The organism is uncultured Desulfovibrio sp. (genome assembly GCF_944324525.1).
Taxonomy (GTDB): Bacteria; Desulfobacterota; Desulfovibrionia; order Desulfovibrionales; family Desulfovibrionaceae; genus Desulfovibrio.
In genome coordinates this window covers 22,617-41,710 of record NZ_CALUWS010000008.1, presented here as the reverse complement: position 1 = coordinate 41,710, position 19,094 = coordinate 22,617, and the positions used below count along the sequence as shown (strand labels likewise).

General features: G+C 62.1%; 10 protein-coding genes. 8 read left to right on the top strand and 2 right to left on the bottom strand.

Features of this window, described 5'->3' with window-relative positions; translation table 11 throughout:
- The first annotated feature begins 252 nt into the window (after positions 1-252).
- Positions 253-3,369 (top strand): hypothetical protein, encoded by a 3,117-nt coding sequence (locus tag Q0K12_RS03585; RefSeq protein WP_297260411.1) that lies wholly within the window; start codon positions 253-255, stop codon positions 3,367-3,369.
- 99 nt (positions 3,370-3,468) lie between these two features.
- On the opposite strand, the gene Q0K12_RS03580 is transcribed toward Q0K12_RS03585, so the two are convergent.
- Positions 3,469-3,774, bottom strand: a complete 306-nt coding sequence (locus Q0K12_RS03580; RefSeq protein WP_297260410.1) for an Ada metal-binding domain-containing protein — start codon at positions 3,772-3,774, stop codon at positions 3,469-3,471.
- 436 nt (positions 3,775-4,210) lie between these two features.
- Between Q0K12_RS03580 and Q0K12_RS03575 the strand changes: the two genes are divergently transcribed.
- The 5 genes from Q0K12_RS03575 (at position 4,211) to Q0K12_RS03555 (ending at position 14,673) form a co-directional block, all read left to right on the top strand.
- Positions 4,211-5,566 carry a sensor domain-containing diguanylate cyclase gene (locus Q0K12_RS03575; RefSeq protein WP_297260409.1) on the top strand — a complete coding sequence of 452 codons (1,356 nt, stop codon included), beginning with the start codon at positions 4,211-4,213 and terminating at the stop codon, positions 5,564-5,566.
- Positions 5,567-5,724: 158 nt separating this feature from the next.
- Positions 5,725-7,722: a flagellar hook-length control protein FliK gene (locus Q0K12_RS03570; protein ID WP_297260408.1), complete on the top strand. Its 1,998-nt coding sequence runs from the start codon at positions 5,725-5,727 to the stop codon at positions 7,720-7,722.
- Between the two features lie 23 nt (positions 7,723-7,745).
- Positions 7,746-8,618: a flagellar hook assembly protein FlgD gene (locus Q0K12_RS03565; RefSeq protein ID WP_297260407.1), complete on the top strand. Its 873-nt coding sequence runs from the start codon at positions 7,746-7,748 to the stop codon at positions 8,616-8,618.
- A 72-nt stretch (positions 8,619-8,690) separates the two neighbouring features.
- A complete protein-coding gene (locus Q0K12_RS03560) occupies positions 8,691-11,243 on the top strand; it encodes a flagellar hook-basal body complex protein (RefSeq protein WP_297260406.1) in 2,553 nt (850 codons plus the stop codon).
- Positions 11,244-13,719: 2,476 nt separating this feature from the next.
- Positions 13,720-14,673 (top strand): flagellin, encoded by a 954-nt coding sequence (locus tag Q0K12_RS03555; protein ID WP_297260405.1) that lies wholly within the window; start codon positions 13,720-13,722, stop codon positions 14,671-14,673.
- Between the two features lie 150 nt (positions 14,674-14,823).
- Here the strand turns inward: Q0K12_RS03555 and rnc are convergent, their stop codons facing one another.
- A complete protein-coding gene (gene rnc, locus Q0K12_RS03550; RefSeq protein ID WP_297260404.1) occupies positions 14,824-15,564 on the bottom strand; it encodes a ribonuclease III in 741 nt (246 codons plus the stop codon).
- Positions 15,565-15,818: 254 nt separating this feature from the next.
- Between rnc and Q0K12_RS03545 the strand changes: the two genes are divergently transcribed.
- Entirely contained in the window at positions 15,819-16,160 is a 342-nt protein-coding gene (locus tag Q0K12_RS03545) for a hypothetical protein (protein ID WP_297227666.1), read from the top strand.
- 123 nt (positions 16,161-16,283) lie between these two features.
- Positions 16,284-18,899, top strand: a complete 2,616-nt coding sequence (locus tag Q0K12_RS03540; RefSeq protein ID WP_297260403.1) for a TIGR03960 family B12-binding radical SAM protein — start codon at positions 16,284-16,286, stop codon at positions 18,897-18,899.
- The last annotated feature ends 195 nt before the right edge of the window (positions 18,900-19,094 follow it).

The following is a 19,094-nucleotide window of genomic DNA, read 5'->3' as shown; positions in this document are numbered from 1 at the left end:
CCTCCTGCCGCTTTACTGTTCGGCGTTTTTCCCGACGGAAAACCAGCTTCCAGCAAATATAGCATTTTCTACACCTATTGCTTTCGACGAAAAGTGGTCCTATGCTTTTTGCAAGCGTTCCACAGGGATGTCCTCCGGGGAACGCTCTCCCCGTACGCCCTGGCGGTCGTGTTCCCGCCACCTTGCGGCAGGGGGATAGCCGCCGCGCTGACGGGGAGAGTTCCATCCGCATTTTCCGCGCCGGGAGTCGCCATGACGTCTTTGCACCTTTCGAGAGGATGTGGCTTCAGCCTGCTGCTGTCCGCCCTGCTTTTGCTGGGGAATCCCGCTGCTCCCCGAGCGCAGGACAACGTAGGCAGCGGCAGTCTCACCATTCACGACGGCATCTGGGACAGCGTCTACGCGCTGCAGCGCCGGTCCAAAAGCGGCGATGCCCTGGCTGAAAGCGCCCGCCTCGTCATCAGCGGCGGTTCGGTCAGCAGCAGCATCTACGGCGGCTATGCCCGCAGCGATAACGACACGGCGCGAGCGGGCGGAAACAGCGTCATCATCACCGGCGGTCTCACGGGCGACAGTCCCAGCATCTACGGCGGCTACGCCCGCAGCATGGCAAGCGCCATCGCCGCGGCCAACAGCCTGTCCATCAGCGGCCCGCTCGCGCTGGGCGACCTGGCCTCCGCGTACGGCGGCTATGCCCGGGCCGACGGCGGCGACGGCGGTCTGTTCATGACCTCGAACAACCGGGTGAGCATCGACGGCACGGCCAGCCTGCTGCAGGCATTCGGCGGCAGAACCAGCGCCATCAACGGCGGGAGCGATACCGTTGCCGCCGCCTACGGCAATATGATCAACGTCGCCGGAGGCAGCGTGGAGGAGCTGTACGGCGGTTCAGCCACCGGCAAAGGTACGGCGGAGGCTTCCGGCAATACGGTGAGCATCTCCGGCGGCACGGCCAAGCATGTTGTGGGCGGGCTGGCCTTCAGCACCAGCCGGGACGCCGTGGCCAACGACAATGTGGTCTCCGTCACCGGCGGCCACATCACGGAAAACCTTATCGCCGCTTCCGCGCAGAGCGATGCGGCAGAGGCTTCCGCCAGCAACAATGCCGTGTATCTGCGCAATGCGGTCGTGGAGCGGAACGTCACCGGCGGCTTTTCGCCTGACACGCCCTTCCCCGCCAGACTGGACGGCAACAGCATCGTCATCGGCGCCGGAGCCGTCGTCCACGGCGCTGTGCACGGCGGCGACGCCACCGGCACATCAGACGGCAACAGCGCCAGTTACAACACCATCGCCGTGGTGGAGGGCGGCCGGGTGGACGGCGACCTGGCGGGCGGCTATCTGGAAAAAAGCGCGGGCGAGGCCTCGCACAACACCCTTCTGATCAGTGACGGCAGCGTCAGCGGCGACATTTACGGCGGCCGGACGGCAGACGGCGGCAGCGCCGGCAACAACACCATTTCCGTGCTGCAGGGCGGCCGGGTGGACGGCAGTCTGGCGGGCGGCAGCCTGGAGGGCGCGGGGGACGCGTCCCACAATACCATCCTGGTCAGCGGCGGCAGCGTGAGCGGCGATATCCACGGCGGCCGGACGGCAGACGGCGGCAGCGCCGGCAACAATACCATCGCCGTGACGGGGGGCGGCCGGGTGGACGGCGATCTGGTGGGCGGCTATCTGGAAAAAAGCGCGGGCGATGCCTCGCACAACACCCTTCTGATCAATGACGGCAGCGTCAGCGGCGACATTTACGGCGGCCGGACGGCAGACGGCGGCAGCGCCGGCAACAATACCATCGCCGTGACGGGGGGCGGCCGGGTGGACGGCGATCTGGTGGGCGGCTATCTGGAAAAAAGCGCGGGCGATGCCTCGCACAACACCCTTCTGATCAATGACGGCAGCGTCAGCGGCGACATTTACGGCGGCCGGACGGCGGCAGGGGGCAGCGCGACCGGCAACAGCATCATCATCGGCAAGCAGGCGTCACTGCCGGCGGACACCCGGCTTTTCGGCGGGGAAGCGGGCGGACAGGCCGTGGCCTCACGCGGCAGCGGCAATACGCTCTTCGTGGACAGCTGGCAGGGCACGGTCAGCCGCGCCGCCGGCTTCGCCAACCTGCATTTCGTCCTGCCCGCGCCGGGGACGGCGGCGGCAGGCGTCCCCATGCTGACCGTAAGCGGCGCGCAGAGCGGCGACTTCGACGGGACGACGGTCACGGCCCAGCTGCCGGACATCATCACCGGCGGCAGAGCTCACCTCGGCGAGACCTTCGAGCTGGTGCACGACGCCAGTCAGGCCATCGCCAAAGCCGATGTCGGCGGTCTTGTCAGCCTGCTCCAGGGCTATGCCGTCCTGTATGACGGGGCCGTCCTCAGCGACGAGGACTCCATCTATATCCGCATCGACGCTTCCCGCCCCAATCCGCTGGCGGGCGCCCTGACCGAAGCCCGCATCGGGGCGGCGGGCCTGCTCAATCAGGGCGGGGATCTGGTGGCCGGGGCCGCCCTGCGCGACGCCCGCGCCGCCGCCCGCCAGACTGACGGCACGGGATGGGCCGCCTTTGCGACCATCTACGGCGGTACGGCAAGCCTGACCACGGAGACCGGCGTGACGAGCCGGGGCATGTCCCTCGTGACCGGCCTTGCCCGCCATGCCGGAACCGCCTGGGCGGACATGCTGGCGGGCGCGTTCTTTGAAGCGGGCTACGGCAACCTTGAGACGACACGGGAAACAGCGGGCCAAACGATCTCCGGCTATGGCGATGCCCGCTATACGGGCGGCGGGCTGCTTGCGCGGATCGATTTCACCCAGGGGCTGCTGCGCGGCCTCTACATCGAGGCCAGCGGCCGCGCCGGCGAAGTGAATACCGCCTGGCACAGCGACGATCTGCTGGACAACATGGACCGTCCGGCGGACTACGCCCTGACGACGCCCTACTACGGCGGCCACGCGGGCCTGGGCTGCCTCCTGCCGCTGGGCGACGCCTGGACGCTGGATGTCTACGGCAAGTATCTTTTCCTCCATCAGGACGCGCAGGATACCGGCGTCAACGGCGACAGCATCCATTTCGATGCGGTGGACTCCTCCCGCATCCGGCTGGGGGCCCGCCTTGACGGCGGCATCCTCCCCTCGGCTTCCGTCTATATGGGGGCCGCGTGGGAATACGAATGCCTCGGCACAGCCCGCGCCGCCTCCCGCAGCAGCGGCATGGCCATCCCGTCCACATCCATGACGGGCAGCAGCGCCCTTTTCGAGCTGGGCCTCGCCATCACGCCCGAGACCGCGCCCCTGCGGCTGGATCTGGCCGTGGAAGGCGCGGCGGGCACGCGGCGCAGCATCGGCGGCCGCGTCCATCTGGTGTATGAATTCTGAACAGGCGTTGCCGGATCCGCCGAACCGCAGGGAGGTCGAAGCCCCCGCGGTCCGGCATACCGGCATGCAGGAAGATGCGGCAAAGGCCGCACGACGTGCTTACGCGCCTCCCTTGCCGCAGGTCTTGCAGGGACGATAACCGGCAGCCCCGGCCTCTTCCGCCGTCTTGAAGACCTTGCTTGCCCCCTTGCTGTTGTAATAGCGGCACGACGGCAGATGATACACCTTGCTGCCCGGATTGCCGTGGACCTCCCGGCCGACCGCTTCCGTTGCGGCCGGGGCGGCCGTCTCGGCGGGGGCGGATCCGGCCGCGGGAGCGGACGCATCCTGCTGGGCGGCGGCAACGAGGCAGGGAGACGTCAGCAGGACAAGTGCCGCCAGAGCGGCCATGACGTGTTTTTTCATGCGCACTTCCTCTGTGTTGATGATGGGTTGACGAACGGGGCCCCCTGCCGGCCATGCCGGCTTCCGGCCCGCAACGGCAGCTTATCCCCAAAAGCGCCGCATGTCAGCAGGGCAGCTCCAGAGAAAGTCTTTTCCGCTTCCCGCGCGGCGCCGACGCCTGCCTGACGGCGTTTCCCGCATCCTGCCGCGGCGGCACATCCCCCCCTTCTGGATCTGTTCGCCCGACTGCGGGATGCATACTTCATCACCCTATCCGGATATTTGACATCACTGAAAAAAATTCCTATTTTGGAAGTACAGATGACTTACCATTAAAATCAACAAATTCAATAGATTGGCACAGCATAAAAGACAGTCATCCCCTGGGCCGCCACCACTTCCCCCCACAGCCGGAGAGACTCTGATGCCCTACTACAAACGTCATAACAAAACATGCATGCAAACGCAGGAGGAATGCCTCTCCGGCCTGATAGCAAGCTCACTGGATGACATCATCTACGTCAACGATCCCGAAACATACGAAATCCTCTGGCTCAATGAGATCTGCGGCAGCCTCTTTTCCGATGCCGACATAGCAAGCCAGAAATGCTACCAGCTCTTTCAAAATTTCGATGCGCCCTGCCCCTTCTGCCCCATGAACAAGCTTTCCCACGAAAAATCCTATATCTGGGAGCATTATAACGAAAAAATTGGGCGTTACTTCCGCGTCAAGGACAAATTCATCCGCTACAAAGGCAAAACGCTCCACATGGAGATCGCCACCGACATTACGGAAAGCGTCCTTGAACAAAAAAACATAAAGAACAAACTCGCCGCGGAACAGACGCTCTTGCAATGTGTCCGCACCCTGCTGGAAGAGGAAAATTTCAATACCGCCGTGGAAAAGGCCCTCCTGCTGGCGGGACGTCTCTATGAAGCGGATCGCTGCTACGTCTTTGAGACCAAATATGACGCTTCCGGGGCGGATATCGTGACCAATACGCATGAATGGTGCGCTCCCGGCGTCACGCCGCAAAAAAACCAGCTGCAAAATATCCCCTATGCGGTCTTTTCGCCCTGGATGAAGGCCTTCGGCAGCACGAACAGCGTCATCATCAATGATCTTGAGGAAATACGCGACGTTTTACCCGACTTGTATGCTCTGCACAAACCGCAGGATATCCAAAGTCTTTTCCTTGTCCCCCTGCACATCAACGGCTTGCTTTCCGGCTTCATCGGCGTGGATAATCCCCGCAACCGTCAGCACGATCTGACCCTGCTGCATTCCCTTGCCTATTTCATCGACAACACCATCTCCAAGACCCGCATAGCGGATGAACTGCGTACGCTCGGCTTGCGCGACCCGCTCACGGGGCTCGGCAACCGCAACGCCTACCTCACCACCTGCAAGACCTTTTCCGAGACTCCCGCTCCCAAGATCGGCGTGGCCTTCATCGATCTCAACGGACTCAAGCGGATCAACGACACCTACGGGCACGAAAAAGGCGACGAGTTCATCCAGGGCATGAGCCGCATTTTTGCCCGGCATTTCCGCAGCAGCGACATCTTCCGCATCGGCGGGGACGAATTCGTCTTTGTCTGCGGCAATATCCGCGAGGACATCTTCCTCCTCAAGCTCGAAAGCATGCGCAAGGAATGCGAGGCCGCCTATCCTGGCGGACTTGCGCTGGGATATGTCTGGAAAGACGCGGCCGACAACCTCGACGACCTCATCCAGCAGGCCGACGAACGCATGTACCAGGAAAAAAAGCGCATCAAGGCGCAACGGGGCCAGGCGGAAAGCGCCAGCTGACCCCTTGGCCAGCCGGTCGGACCTCCCCTGACCGGTGGGCTTTTTTTGCCGGGAAAGTCTTGCCGTCCGCCGAGATACGCTACCATCAATCCCGCGAAAAAACACGATAACGCATTTTGGCATGTTCCTTGTATACCTCCCGGGACAAGGAGTATGCCATGCAAATTCTTCCTTCCGATTACAGCATCCAGAGTCAGGATACGGGCGCGGCTACGGCGGCATCCGCTTCCGGCAATTTCGCCGGCATTTTCCAGAGCTCGCTTGATTCCAGCGACTCCGATCCGGTGGACAACTTCCTGGATTCTGTGCATTCCGCCATCGACGCCGTCAACCGGGGCGAGTCCGAAAACGTCAAGGAAGCCCTGGAAGAAGACGAGGCCACCGGCCCGCTGGTGGATGCGCCCTACAGCCGCCATACGCTCAACGGCGTACTCTATACCCTGGATGAAGTGACCTTCACCAAGAAGGAACTCCAGGATCTGCGCGCGTCCCTCATCAAGGCCGGCGCTCCCGAAGACGCTCTGGGCGGTCTCGACGCCCTCATGCAGTCGCCCGACGGCGCCATGCTGGCGCAGGTCATGGCCAGCCTGCAGATGAACAGCACGGTGAAGCTCAGCGACAGCGACAAGGACATGCTCACCGGTCTGCTCAACCAGATCGACCCCTCGGGCGAACTGGCCGTCAATGCCATGGACCTCATGCAGCAGGGCAAGGGGCTCCAGGCGCTTGCGCTCATCCAGAAGACGTTCAGCGGCGCCGAGCATGGCGGCACCATCGACATTTCCCAGGACGACATGGCCATCCTGGCCAAGGGGCTCGGTCTGCCCGCTTCCGTGCAGCAGAAGCTCATGAGCAGCTTCGGCGGGGCTGATGGCCTGCGCTGCACCAGCGACCAGTTCAGCAACCTCATGAACCCCGCGCGCGCCCATCTTGCCGAAATGGAGAACAAGCAGGCCAAGCTGGACGAAGCCGCGGCCCAGACCGTGCGTCAGGTCATCAAGAAGGCCCGTGAGCGCATGGAAAAGGAAGCGCAGGCCGAATCTCTGCAAAGCCGAGAAGTGCAGCAGAGCAAGGCCATGATCGAGCGCACGGTGCAGAAGCAGACCCGTGAGAACCTCGAAGCCGCCCTTGACGCTTCTCAGAAGGAAAATGCCGCCCGCGAGCAGGCCGCCCGCTTCAGTGAAGCCTCGGGCCGCAGCGCCGACGGACGCCAGAGCGCCGTCATCAACAAGACGGATAACGGTCTTTCCGCCACCGGCATGGGCAAGGCGGGCGAAGACGAACACGCCGCCCGCGCCAATGCCCGCCGTGGCGATGCCGCTGACATGACCGGCCTGCGCATGCGCTACAGCGAAAGCAGCGAAGCCGCCGCCACCGAGGACGGCCTGCGCCGCCTCCAGCTGGCCAAGCAGGGCCTTGAGGATGGCGATGCCGCCAAGACGGATGCCGAACGCATCGGCCTCGTGCAGGATGCCCGCCATGCGGTCACCGCTTCCGGCGACGGACAGAAGCAGTCCGGCATGAACGACCTTGGCGGCAACCTGCACAGCGGGCAGGACAAGCCAGCCGACCTTGCCGCGCAATTCCAGAACATGCGTCTGGATGCGGCCCGTTTTGAAGCGACGCGCCTTGATGCCGCCCAGCAGAACCAGCAGTCTTCCCTCTCGCGTCAGGTAGGCCAGCAGGTTCAGGACGGCTTCCTGCAGGCCATGCGCAGCAATGTGCGCCGCCTCGACGTGGAACTGCATCCGGCGGAACTGGGGGCCATCACTCTGACCCTCACCATGCGCAACGGCGAAGTGAGCGCGCAGATCCGTTCCGAAAAGAGCGAGACCGCCGAACTCGTCAGCCAGCAGCTGGAAAATATCCGCATCAATCTGGAACAGCAGGGCTTCAAGGTCGACAAGCTGGAAGTGGGCCTCCAGAACCAGCAGAAGGATCTGGCCGAAAGCAACGGCGACCAGTGGCAAAATATGCAGCAGCATAACGCCCGGCAGGAAGAAGATGCCCGCCGTGAAGAACTTGCCCACCTGCAGAATCTTGCAAACCTGCGAAATTCAAGGATCTACCCGGAAGAAAACGACTTGGCACAGCCTATGCATATAATAGGTGAAACGGCAAGATATGCCACCCGTTCCCTTCATGTGGTGGCCTAAGGATTGCCGGCACGGAGTGAACAATGCCTGTCAATTCCATCGGTCAAGTCAATAACGAGTTCAATCAGGCTCTGGCTAACAATACGAGCGGGAGCAACCTGGACAAGGAAGCCTTCCTGCTGCTGCTGGTCACCCAGTTCCAGTATCAGGACCCGCTGAACCCCATGGACGACAAGGAATTCATCTCGCAGATGGCCCAGTTCTCGAGCCTCGAACAGATGATGAACCTGAACGAATCCATGCAGGGCATTACTGATGCCGTCAACAACCAGTCCATGTTCAATGCTACCAGCTACATCGGTAAGTATGTGACTACGACGGGCAACGTCATCGGTAAGACGAGTTCGTCGGTGACGGGCGAAGATGGACAGGTGACCACCACTTCCACCATTACGCCGTACTACTACACCTTCAACGGCGACGTTTCCAAGGCCACCATCCAGGTCTTCGACAACAACAACCAGCTTGTTTACACCGAGAACCTGGGCGGCATGTCGCAGTACAACAGCGACGGAACGCTGGCCGTCTACAAGTTCGCCTGGAACGGTTTGAATTCCAAGGGCGAACCGGCGGCGGACGGCACCTACAAGATCACGGTTTCCGGCGAAGACGGTGCGGGCAACCCCGTACTGGTAGGAACCCAGCTGGTGGCCGACCGCGTGACGGACGTGCTCCGCAACGGCACGGAAATCATGCTCCGCCTGCAAGGTGGCCAGTACATGTCCCTGGGCGACGTGGAACAGGTCTCCGAATCCGATCCCGAGATCTCCACGGTTCCCGGCGGGGATGACGAGGGCGATGGCGGTGACGGCGGTGACGGCGGCGATGGGAGTGAAGGCGGCGACGGCGGCGATGGTGAAGGCGCCGGCGACGGTACGGAAACCCAGAGAGTTTAACCCTGTTATTCAGAGGCGGTGCACGGCCGCCTGAACAATATAACCGCAGAAGTTTATTTACGGAGGAAAATCATGAGCGGTCTTTCTGCGAGCATGTGGACAAGTGTTTCAGGTTTGCTTTCCCACAGCAAGAAGATGCAGGTCGTCGGCAACAACATTGCCAACGTTTCCACCATCGGCTTCAAGGGTCAGCGCATGGACTTCAACGACTATCTGTACACCAGCGGCTCCAGCGCCAGCGGTTCCGTGCAGATGGGCGCGGGCGCCAGCGTGTACGCCCTGCTCGGCGACTTCTCGCAGGGCTCCTTTGAGTCCACCAACAGCTTCTCCGACCTCGCCATCGACGGCAAGGGTTTCTTCGGCGTGCGCGACCCCAACTCCAAGTCCATCAGCTATTCCCGCGCCGGCGACTTCTATTTCAATGAAAAGGGCCAGTTCGTGAACCCGCAGGGCTATGTGGTGCAGGGCCGCCCCGTGGACAACTCCATCCGCCTGACCTTCAACAACGGCGTGACCGGCATGGGCGACACCAGCACCGTGGAATCCGCCTATGTGGGCGGCGGTTCCCCGCAGGACGTGCTCTTTGAAAGCTGGAACATCAACGCCCAGCGCACCACCAACGTTTCCACCAACGGCACCGGCCTGCTCAACGACATCAGCGATCAGGACAAGAGCACGTCCATGACCAGCCCGCTGACCGCCCTGTTCGACAGCTGGAACGCCAATGCCGAACCGCCGCTGGCCCGTTCCGCCTATGCCCAGTCCTCGACCATGAGCGTCTACGACGAAGGCGGCAGCACGCACGACCTCACCATCTACTACGACGCCGTGGCGCTGGAGCGCAACAACAGCGACGGCAGCATCGGCTACTCGCTGGAAGGCCTGCCCGCCGGCTGCAAGGTGTACGAATACCTCGTCACCATTCCCCCGTCTGAAGACATGCGCTCCTACGGCGGTGAAGGCTATGACGCCGCCACCGAATCTTGGGCCAAGGAACCCACCCGCTTCTATAACGATCCGACCACCGGTCAGACCTGCAAGAATGCCGGCGTGCTGGCCAGCGGCATCCTGATCTTCGACTCCGCGGGCAATCTCATCGACCAGACGGCCTACACCTTCGGCGCGACGGCAAACCCGCCCGCCAACGATCAGGTCAGCCTGAACCCCGACCTCAAGACCTCGTGGCAGCCCACCAAGATTTCCAACAACGGCTACCCGACCTTTACGGCCAACTTCACCGGCCAGCCGCTGGCCAACAGCGTGAGCGAGACCATGACCACGGCCGCCGGCAGCACCCCCTTCAGCCAGGCCGAGGAGTACATCATCGAGCTGAACATGGGCCTCAAGCAGGTCGCCCAGCCCGCCTGGGATAACGCGGAAGCCAACTCCGTGCGGATCGATCCCGCCACCGGCAAGCCCTACACCACGGTCAACGGTCAGCAGGTATCTTTGGAGACCGACTCCCCGCTGGGTTATTACTACTATGAGCCTGCTGGTGGACAGCATCCCGGCGACAAGGTGTTTGGATTTGACGCTGGTGGTGACCCCATCTATGGCGACAACATGGGCTACTACACCTACAACGCCACTGGCGACAAGGTGTACGGTCAGGCGACCATAGACGGTACCGCTGAGGAAATCTTCGCTGAAGGCAGCAAGTTCTATGTCGTGGGCGATCCCAATGACACGAAGTACCAATACACCAATACCGGCCCCATTGGCACTGCCCCCAACCAGATCGCTGCTGGCGAACTCTATCTGAACAAGGACGGCAACGGCTTTTATACGGTCTCGCCTGATGACAATACGACGTACGGCGGCGCCAATACGGGCGACCTCGTCTACGGCATCTATGACGACGGCGCAGGCAATACCAACCGGGCCGTGCTGCACGATGCCCAGGGCTATTACTACATCGACGCCGCCGGTGATCGGCAGGATTTGGCGCAGGGCCTGAGCACGCCCAATGTCACCAGTTTCTCCAGCGACAACGCCAAGAGCGTGTACGAATACGCAGGCGGTATCAACAACGCGGATAACTTCACCACCAAGCCCGACACTTTCCTGGAGCCTGCGCGTGCCAACGACACCAACAGCCTGGCCAGCCTCATGACCGGCCTGGAGCAGAAGCCCGACGGCACCTGGTACGCCACGGTCAACGTGAACAGCAACGCCGCCACCATGACGGCCGCGGAACGCCAGGACAACGCCATCGTGGCCAACAAGGATACCTATGTGAACCAGACCGAACAGAACGGCTACGGTTCCGGGCGCATGACCAACATGGAGTTCGACACCAACGGCGTGCTCTATGTGACCTACAACAACGGCGTGACCCTGCCCATGTGGCAGCTCTGCATCTACGACTTCGAGAACTATCAGGGTCTGTACCGGGAAGGCGGCAACCTCTACTCCGCCACCATGGAATCCGGTAATCCCATGCTCGGCGTGGCCGGCGACAACGGCTTCGGTAACGTGCTCGGCTACAACATCGAGCAGTCCAACGTGGACATGACCACCGAATTCGTGCAGATGATCGCCACCCAGCGCGGCTTCCAGGCCAACTCCAAGGGCGTCACCACCACCGACACCATGCTGGAAACCGTCATCAACATGAAGCGGTAACAACAGATAAGCATCGGGCGGGCGAGCTTACGGGCTCCCCGCCCGCTTCAGAGGCTTTCTCCACGACTTCTCGCAGAGAATCCGTTTCCTCCGTGCAGGGCGTTGGCCATTGGGGTCGACGCCCTTTACGTTTTATGCGGCCACCAAGCCCTGTCTGTACCGACGGGCTTGCTGTGGCTGTCCTGTTTTCCGCAGTTCGAGGCTTCCCCCCAGCGTTCTGGCATGGATCTCCCTTCGGCACCTCCGAAGGAGCAAGCTCCCCTGCTCTGTCCTGCCTGCCTTGTTCAGGCTGCGGCATAGAGCGGCAAGGCAAGCCATTTGCCGCAGTGGCCGACGTCCTCCTCCCCTTTCCCGCCTTTCCAGGCCTGCCGGGCATCTGTCCCGTATGCCGCCCTCCCTTTCCATCCGCACAGGGGAAGCCCCTCCCTTCAGCTGCGCCTGGGTGGCATGCGCGCCCCACCAGCGTACCCGCCGGGCCTCCACCGCGCTCCGTCGCACGGAGGACACGCAGGGATCGTCTCCGTCATCTCAACGCCGCAAAGGCGGAAAATTCCCCCGTTTCCCTTACTGAGGAACAACGCGCGTGGCGTGACGCCTCACCCTGCAGGGAAAGCCGTATACCCGGCAAAAGGTAAAAAGAGCTGCGCAGGGCTGACTGCCGCAGCCTGTTTGCAGCCCAGCAGACATTTCCCTGCTTTTTCTTGCAGGAAAAAAATAGCTCCATGCCTGCCGAAGCGACTTCTTCCAGCACTTTTCTTCGGTCTCCTGCCCGGCAAAAAAGACAACCTTGGGCAGACAGCATGCGTACGCCCCTGTTCGGGCAAACGGCCTGACTATGCACGAGATAACGCGACGACATGGCAAAGGAAGCCGCTCTTGCCGCGGGAGATCGGGAAAACGTGCCCGCCCGGCGACGATCCCCGGCAGAAGAATCTGCCGCGCCCCGGGGAGGGAAAATATATCCATCCCGCAATGCCCGCCGGAAAAGATAAAAAATATCCCGCTGGCAGCGCACGCTTTCCTGAAGAAGGAAAAAATATCCAGACGGAAGCGGGATGCCTGCGGATACAGACGAAAAAAGCCCCTTGCCGTCTATGCCCTTCTCGGCGCATGTGGCTGTAGTTTCGCGGAAAAATCAATGTACGCACGGTACGCCGGATAGAGCGCTTTCCCTTTGAAAAAGGCAGAACGTGAGGCGGCAGCACAACGCCGTCCGGCCGAAAGTGAGCGTAACACCGCGTTTTTTTCGCTAAACGTCAGGCCATATGGTTTAACATGCAAAGCGGTTCCAATGGAAAATGCTCGGACAGGGAAAAAATTTTCCTTCCCCGCCGGGCCTGTGCCGCCTTGCGGCAGACAAAAAAATTTCCGCCGGTCGGGCCTGCGCTGATAATGACGCCAAGGATGCAGACATGCCGGTCTGCAGATGGAGCCAGCAGGCGGAGATGCCCGGGAAAAGCCGCCAGTGACGGACGGCATGCCCTGCCCTGATGCGCTCCGGCACGTTTTTCCTCTTTCCCCATTTCCGCGACAGGACAGTTTGTACGGCATGCCGCCCCTCCACGCCTTGCGAGAGATTTTTCCGACCCGTTGCCCGGATCTTCCTGTACGCGGCCGCTTTGGCCCTTTCCGCCCGCTTTTGCCGTATTTGCCGGATACGCCCGGTTTCGGCCCTCTCCAGTACCCAAACCAGCGGCCCAGACCTGTTCGGCCGGTAGGACGCTTTTTCCTCCTGCGGCGGCCTAGAACGTTTTGCCGGGAAAAAGGGGGAACGCGAGGTGGCGGCACAGCGCCCCCCGGCCCAATGTGGGCGGAAAAACCGCGTTTCTTTCCGCGAAACGAGAGGCCGCATGGTTTGGAGCGCAAAGCGGTTCAAATGGGAAAAGATCTAAGGTCAGGACTCATTATCAGGCAATATGTTCTGACTGAGATATTTTTATAACTTGTTGTAAAATAAATACTTATTTTTATAATCTGAGGTTTTTTGTTTCCAATTACTTTTACCCAAGTAGCGGGTTTTGGGGAAGATGGGGGAGTGTGAGGGGGAAGAAACCCCTTTTTGCCGCGAGCAAAAGGGGTTTCTTCCCCCTCACAAAAGAGTAATGAGTCCTGAGCCTAAGTCCGCGGGAAGAAGAGCGACAGGGAACAGGAGGCCTCCCCTACCCTTCAGGAGCGACATGCCGCCGGGCTGCGGCCCCAATCCCCGCCAGACAGCAAAAAGCACTCACCAGCAGACAACGCTCGCCGTCCGCAGGCAGAAAAAGGCAACGCGCCTCAAAAACAGCCGCGGCCCCCCTCCCTGCGGGCAGCTTTTGCCGTTTTCTCCCCGAAAAAATGGGCAAATTTGCGCGGAAAAAATTTCCACTTGTAAAAGTGAATTTTTAACCATTTGAAATAACAATATTTTTAAAGTTTGGCACGCGAACTGCATTAAAGAGGGCACAGCTTAACTAATAACCACCGTAGGAGGTGTCCCATGTCTTTGGTCGTTAATCACAACATGATGGCTATGAACGTTTCGAGGAACCTGAATGCCCATTACGGCAATCTGTCTACCTCGACGCAGCGTCTTTCTTCCGGTCTCCGCATCAACAGCGCGGCCGACGATGCTGCCGGTCTGGCTGTCAGCGAACTTCAGCGCGCCGATATTGCAACCCTGCAACAGGGCTCCCGCAATGCCAACGACGCTATCTCTCTGATTCAGGTTGCCGACGGCTCCCTGGGCATCATCGACGAAAAGATCATCCGCATGAAGGAACTGGCGGAACAGGCCGCTACCGGTACCTATGACTCCACCCAGCGCCTCATGATCGAATCCGAATATCAGCAGATGGCTTCGGAAATCACCCGTATCGCCAACTCCACGGACTTCAACGGCATCAAGCTGCTGGACGGCACCCTGTCCGCTCTTGACCGCGCCGACGGCAAGATCCATGATGGTAGCGGCCGGACCAGCCCCGACGGCCTGACCAGCATCGGTGCTCTGAAGGTCCACTTCGGTACCTCGAACGACTCGGCGGAAGACTACTACTACATCGTCATCGGCGACTCCACCGCTTCCGCTCTCGGTATCGGCAACCAGGCCTACTATATCGACCAGAATGGTACGAGGCAGCTGCGCGACGGCGGCACCGTGTCCACCCAGGAAGCCGCTCAGAGGGCGCTGAACGCCCTGAACCAGGCCATCATCTCCAAGGACAAGATTCGCGCGCACCTTGGCGCCATGCAGAATCGCCTTGAAAACACCATTTCCAACCTGAACATCCAGGCTGAAAACCTGCAGGCCTCTGAATCGCGCATCCGCGACGTGGACGTCGCCACGGAAATGACCGAATTCACGCGCCAGCAGATCCTTACGCAGAGCGCCGTGGCCATGCTCGGCCAGGCCAACTCGCTGCCTCAGATGGCTCTGCAGCTTATCGGCGGCTAAGCCATCTCTACATAGGCTGTGGCAGACCAAAGACGGGAGGTCCGGGGGGGTTGTCCCCCCGGACCGGAACAGAAAACGGTATGCCGCGGACCAAAGGTCGCAAGCGTTCCGTGCCGTGCATGGACGGCGACATGACAAGAGGATTGATGTTTACCGGGCCGTCGCCTGCGGCAGAGCTTGCTCCGCCTCCAGAGCCAGACGTGCGGCCTCCTGTTCGGCCTTTTTGCAGCTCGTGCCGCAGGCAGCATATTCTCTGCCGTCCGGCAGGCTTACCACCACCTCGAACACCTTGGCGTGTTCCGGTCCGTGGCTGGCAGTCAGGCGATAAAGGGGACGATCCCTGTAACGTTGCTGCATGATTTCCTGAAGGAGTGTCTTGAAGTCCTTGTGCCGGGGGGAAAACTCTTCCTGCTTCGGCCAGAGTGGAGAAAACAATCTGCAGACGCACGCATGGGCCGCCGCAAAGCCGCCATCTTCATAAATGGCCGCCAGCACAGCCTCAAAGGCGTCACTCAGTACGGCATCACGATCTCTCCCCCCCTGCCGTTCTTCTCCGCGACCCATAAGAAGTGCACTCCCCAGATCCAGACTCCTCGCCAGCCGGGCCAGGCTCGGGGTGCTCACAAGCTGCGAACGCAAACGCGTCAATTCCCCCTCACGCAGCTGTGTGAAGCGCTCGAAGAGTTCCTTGGAAACGGCCAGCTCAAGGACGGCATCACCCAGGAACTCCAGACGCTCATTATGCCGGTGCTGCGATCCCCCCTCGTTAGCCCATGAGCTGTGCGTCAGGGCCAACGCCAAGAGGGAACGATTCGCAAAATGGTAGTCCAGCGCCATTTCCAGCCGCTTGGCCACAGCCTCATCAAGCGTATGCAACGGGGTCTTTTTCATGGGCAGACGGTAGCCCAAGCCCCTGCCGCTGGCAACAGAAAAGCCTTGACACAGGCTCCCGCAATGCCTATTTGCTTGGCAGTCCGACACGGGAAGGGCCACCTTCCCTTACCGGATCCGCGCTTGCGTCCGGACGCCGCTCCCTGCCCGCGTCATGCCGGTCTGTGCCGGCATGCCCGGTTCTTTTCCATTTGAGGGGCTGCCTCCCGGCGTGTATTCCGGCGGACGCTTCCGCCGTCTTCGAGGAGAAACTCATGGCTTACGATATCCGACTGATGAAGCTTGTCACCGGCGAACTGGTCATCGGCAAATACGATGCCGAAAAGGACTGCCTCAACGAGACCGCCATCATCCAGAGCATCCCCACGCAGCAGGGCATGCAGATGATGATCCTGCCCTACGGCTATCCCTTTGAACCCAATTTCGAAGGCACCATCGAAGGGAAGCATTTCCTGTACCGCTATGCCGATACCCCCAAGGAAATGCAGGACAAGTACATTGAAGCCAGCACCAATCTCACCGTGGCCGGCGGGCTCGGCAAGCTCAAGTTCGGCGGCGGCCCCGCCCCCACGTCCGGCGGTCTGGTGACGCCGTAGTCCCCGCGTGCGCCGTTTCCGCGCCATCCCGCCGGAAAGGCCCGTACTGGGGAAGATTTTCTTCCGATACCCGGGGCGGTGGCAACCGCCCTTTTTTCTTGCCTCTTTCAGCCCGGACTCCCCATGCAAAACCTGCTTCCGATCCTGCCCCGCCCCAGCCGCTATGTCGGCATCGAAGAAGGCGTATGCCGCAAATCCCCCGAGGCGGTGACGCTCCGGGTAGCGCTGGCCTTTCCCGACACCTACGACGTCGGCATGTCCTATCTGGGACAAAAGATCCTTTACGGCATCGTCAACGCCCGCGAGAACTGGTGGGCCGAGCGCGTCATGGCCCCGGATCGGGAAAGCGGCGACATCCTGCGCCGTCATGGAGCCCCGCTCTGCACGCTGGAATCCGGTCTGCCCATCGGCAAGGCGGACTGCGTCTCCTTCTCCGTCACCAATGAGCTTTGCTACACCAACATCCTGTACATGCTGGATCTGGGCGGCATCCCCCTGCGCCATGCGGACAGGCCCGACGACCTCTCCGCCTGTCCGCTGATCTTCGCGGGCGGCGGCGCTCTGCTCAGCGCGGAACCGCTCGTGCCTTTTCTGGACTTCTGCGTGCTGGGCGACGGCGAGGAGACCCTCGTGGACGTGCTCGACCTGCTGGAGAAGGCCAAGGCCGCCGGCTGGGGCCGTGCCCGCTATCTGGAGGAAGCGCGCCACATCCCCGGCGTCTATGTGCCGTCCTTCTTCACGCCGCAGGCGGACGGCAGCCTGACGCCGCGCTTTGCCGACCATGCCCGCCCCGCCCGGCGCATCGTGGCCGACCTCGACAGCGCGCCCTACCCCGTGGAGCAGGTGGTGCCCGTGGGCGCGGTGCATAACCGCCTTTCGCTGGAGATCGCCCGCGGCTGCACGCGCGGCTGCCGCTTCTGCCATGCGGGCATGGTCTACCGGCCGGTGCGGGAACGCTCGCTGGACAACATCGCCCGCCTGCTGGAAGACTGCCTGAACAAGACAGGGTATGACGAGATCTCCTTCCTTTCCCTGTCCACCGGGGATTTCTCCGCCCTCAAGACCCTGTCCAACCGGGTGCTCGACCGCTGCGTCCATGAGCAGGTCAGCCTTTCCCTGCCGTCGCTGCGGGTGGGCTCCATCGATGACGACATCATGCGCCGCATGGCCGACATCCGCCGCACGGGCTGCACCCTTGCGCCGGAAGCGGGCAGCCAGCGCCTGCGCGACGTCATCAACAAGGGCGTCAGCGAGGAACAGCTCCTCCTCCATGTGCAAAAACTGCTGGAATACGGCTGGCGGCAGGTCAAGCTCTATTTCATGATCGGCCTGCCCACGGAGAACGACGACGACCTGCTGGCCATCGCCGACCTCTGCCGCAAGGTGCGCGACGCCGCCGGGCGCGGCAATCCCCGCCTGCAGGTCACGGCGGCCCTCTCCCCCTTCGTGCCCAAGCCCTTCACCCCCTTCCAGTGGGTGGAACAGATCGGCATGGAAGAGATCGAACGCCGCGTCCGCCTGGTGCGCGAAGCCTTCAAGGGACAGAAGTTCCTCAAGCTGCGCTGGCATGAGCCGGCCATGAGCCATCTGGAAGGCATCCTCTCCCGCGCCGGGCGCGAACTGGCCCCGGTAGTGGAGGCCGCCTACCGCAAGGGAGCCATCTTCACGAGCTGGGTGGAAGAGTTCTCCCTTGAGCCGTGGTATGCGGCGCTGGCGGAAAACGGGCTTGCGCCCGCCGACTTCATCGCCGCCCGCCCCCTGGACGCTCCCCTGCCCTGGGACCATCTGGAAGCCGGCATCTCGCCCGAATTCCTGCGCCGCGAATGGGAGCGGGCCCAGGCCGAGAAAGTGACCGACGACTGCCGTTACGGGGCCTGCCGCGCCTGCGGGGCCTGCGACACCCCGGCCCGGCCCTCGCGCCTGCCCCACGCCGGGAAGGCCACGGACGACGGCCCCCTGCACCGTAACCGTCTCATCTTCAACCAGCGGGATCAAAGCGCCCACGAACCGCACAGGGATGCCGAGGGCCGCATCATCTGCCGCGAACTGGAAAAGAAGCCGCCGCAGATCGCGCCGGAGCTCACCGTCAAGGCCGCCCAGTTCCGCATCTGGCACAGCAAGACCGGCGGCTGCGCCTATCTGAGCCAGCTTGAGCTGCAGTCCCTGCTGGACCGGGCCCTGCGCCGCGCCCGCCTGCCCATGAGCTTCTCCCAGGGCTTCCATCCCCTGCCGCTCATGAGTTTCGGCCGCGCCCTGCCCGTGGGCGTGGAAAGCCGCGCGGAATGGTTCGCCATCACCCTGCGCGAACCCCTCGACGCCGTGGAAGTGGCCCGCCGCCTGCGGGAGGTCCTGCCGCCCGGCATGGACATCCTGCATGTGGAAAGCGTGGACGGCAGCCGCCGTACGGAGCAGTCCGTGCGCGAGACCTTCCAGCTGCGCGTGGACGGGGTGGACGGCGCGACGCTTGCCGCCGCCTTTGCCCGCTTCACGGCCGAAGACGAACATCCGCTGACCCGCGAGACCAAGAAGGGCATGCGTACCGTGGATATCCGCCCCCTGCTCGCCCAGTGGTCGCAGGCGGACGATGCCGTGACATTCACGCAGGATTGGGCTAGCATGTATCTCTCTCCGGCAGTGTTCTGCCTGGAAGTCCTGGCCTCGCTGGGCGAGGCCGAGACCCTGCGCCCCGCCATGCATCTGTGCAAGACGGAACAGCACTTTGCCGCCGCCTGCCGGTAGGCGAAACAGCCGGCTCCCGTGATGTCCGCGCTCCTTGCCGTTCCCGGCGCAGGGCGCTACGGGACGCTTCCAGTACGTTTTGCCGTTGAAAAAGGCAAAGCGCGCGGCGGCATCGCGCCGCCCGGCCCAAAGCGAGCGGAAAAGCCGCGCTTTTTCCGCGAAACGGCAGGCTGCAATGTTTGAAACGCTTTGCGT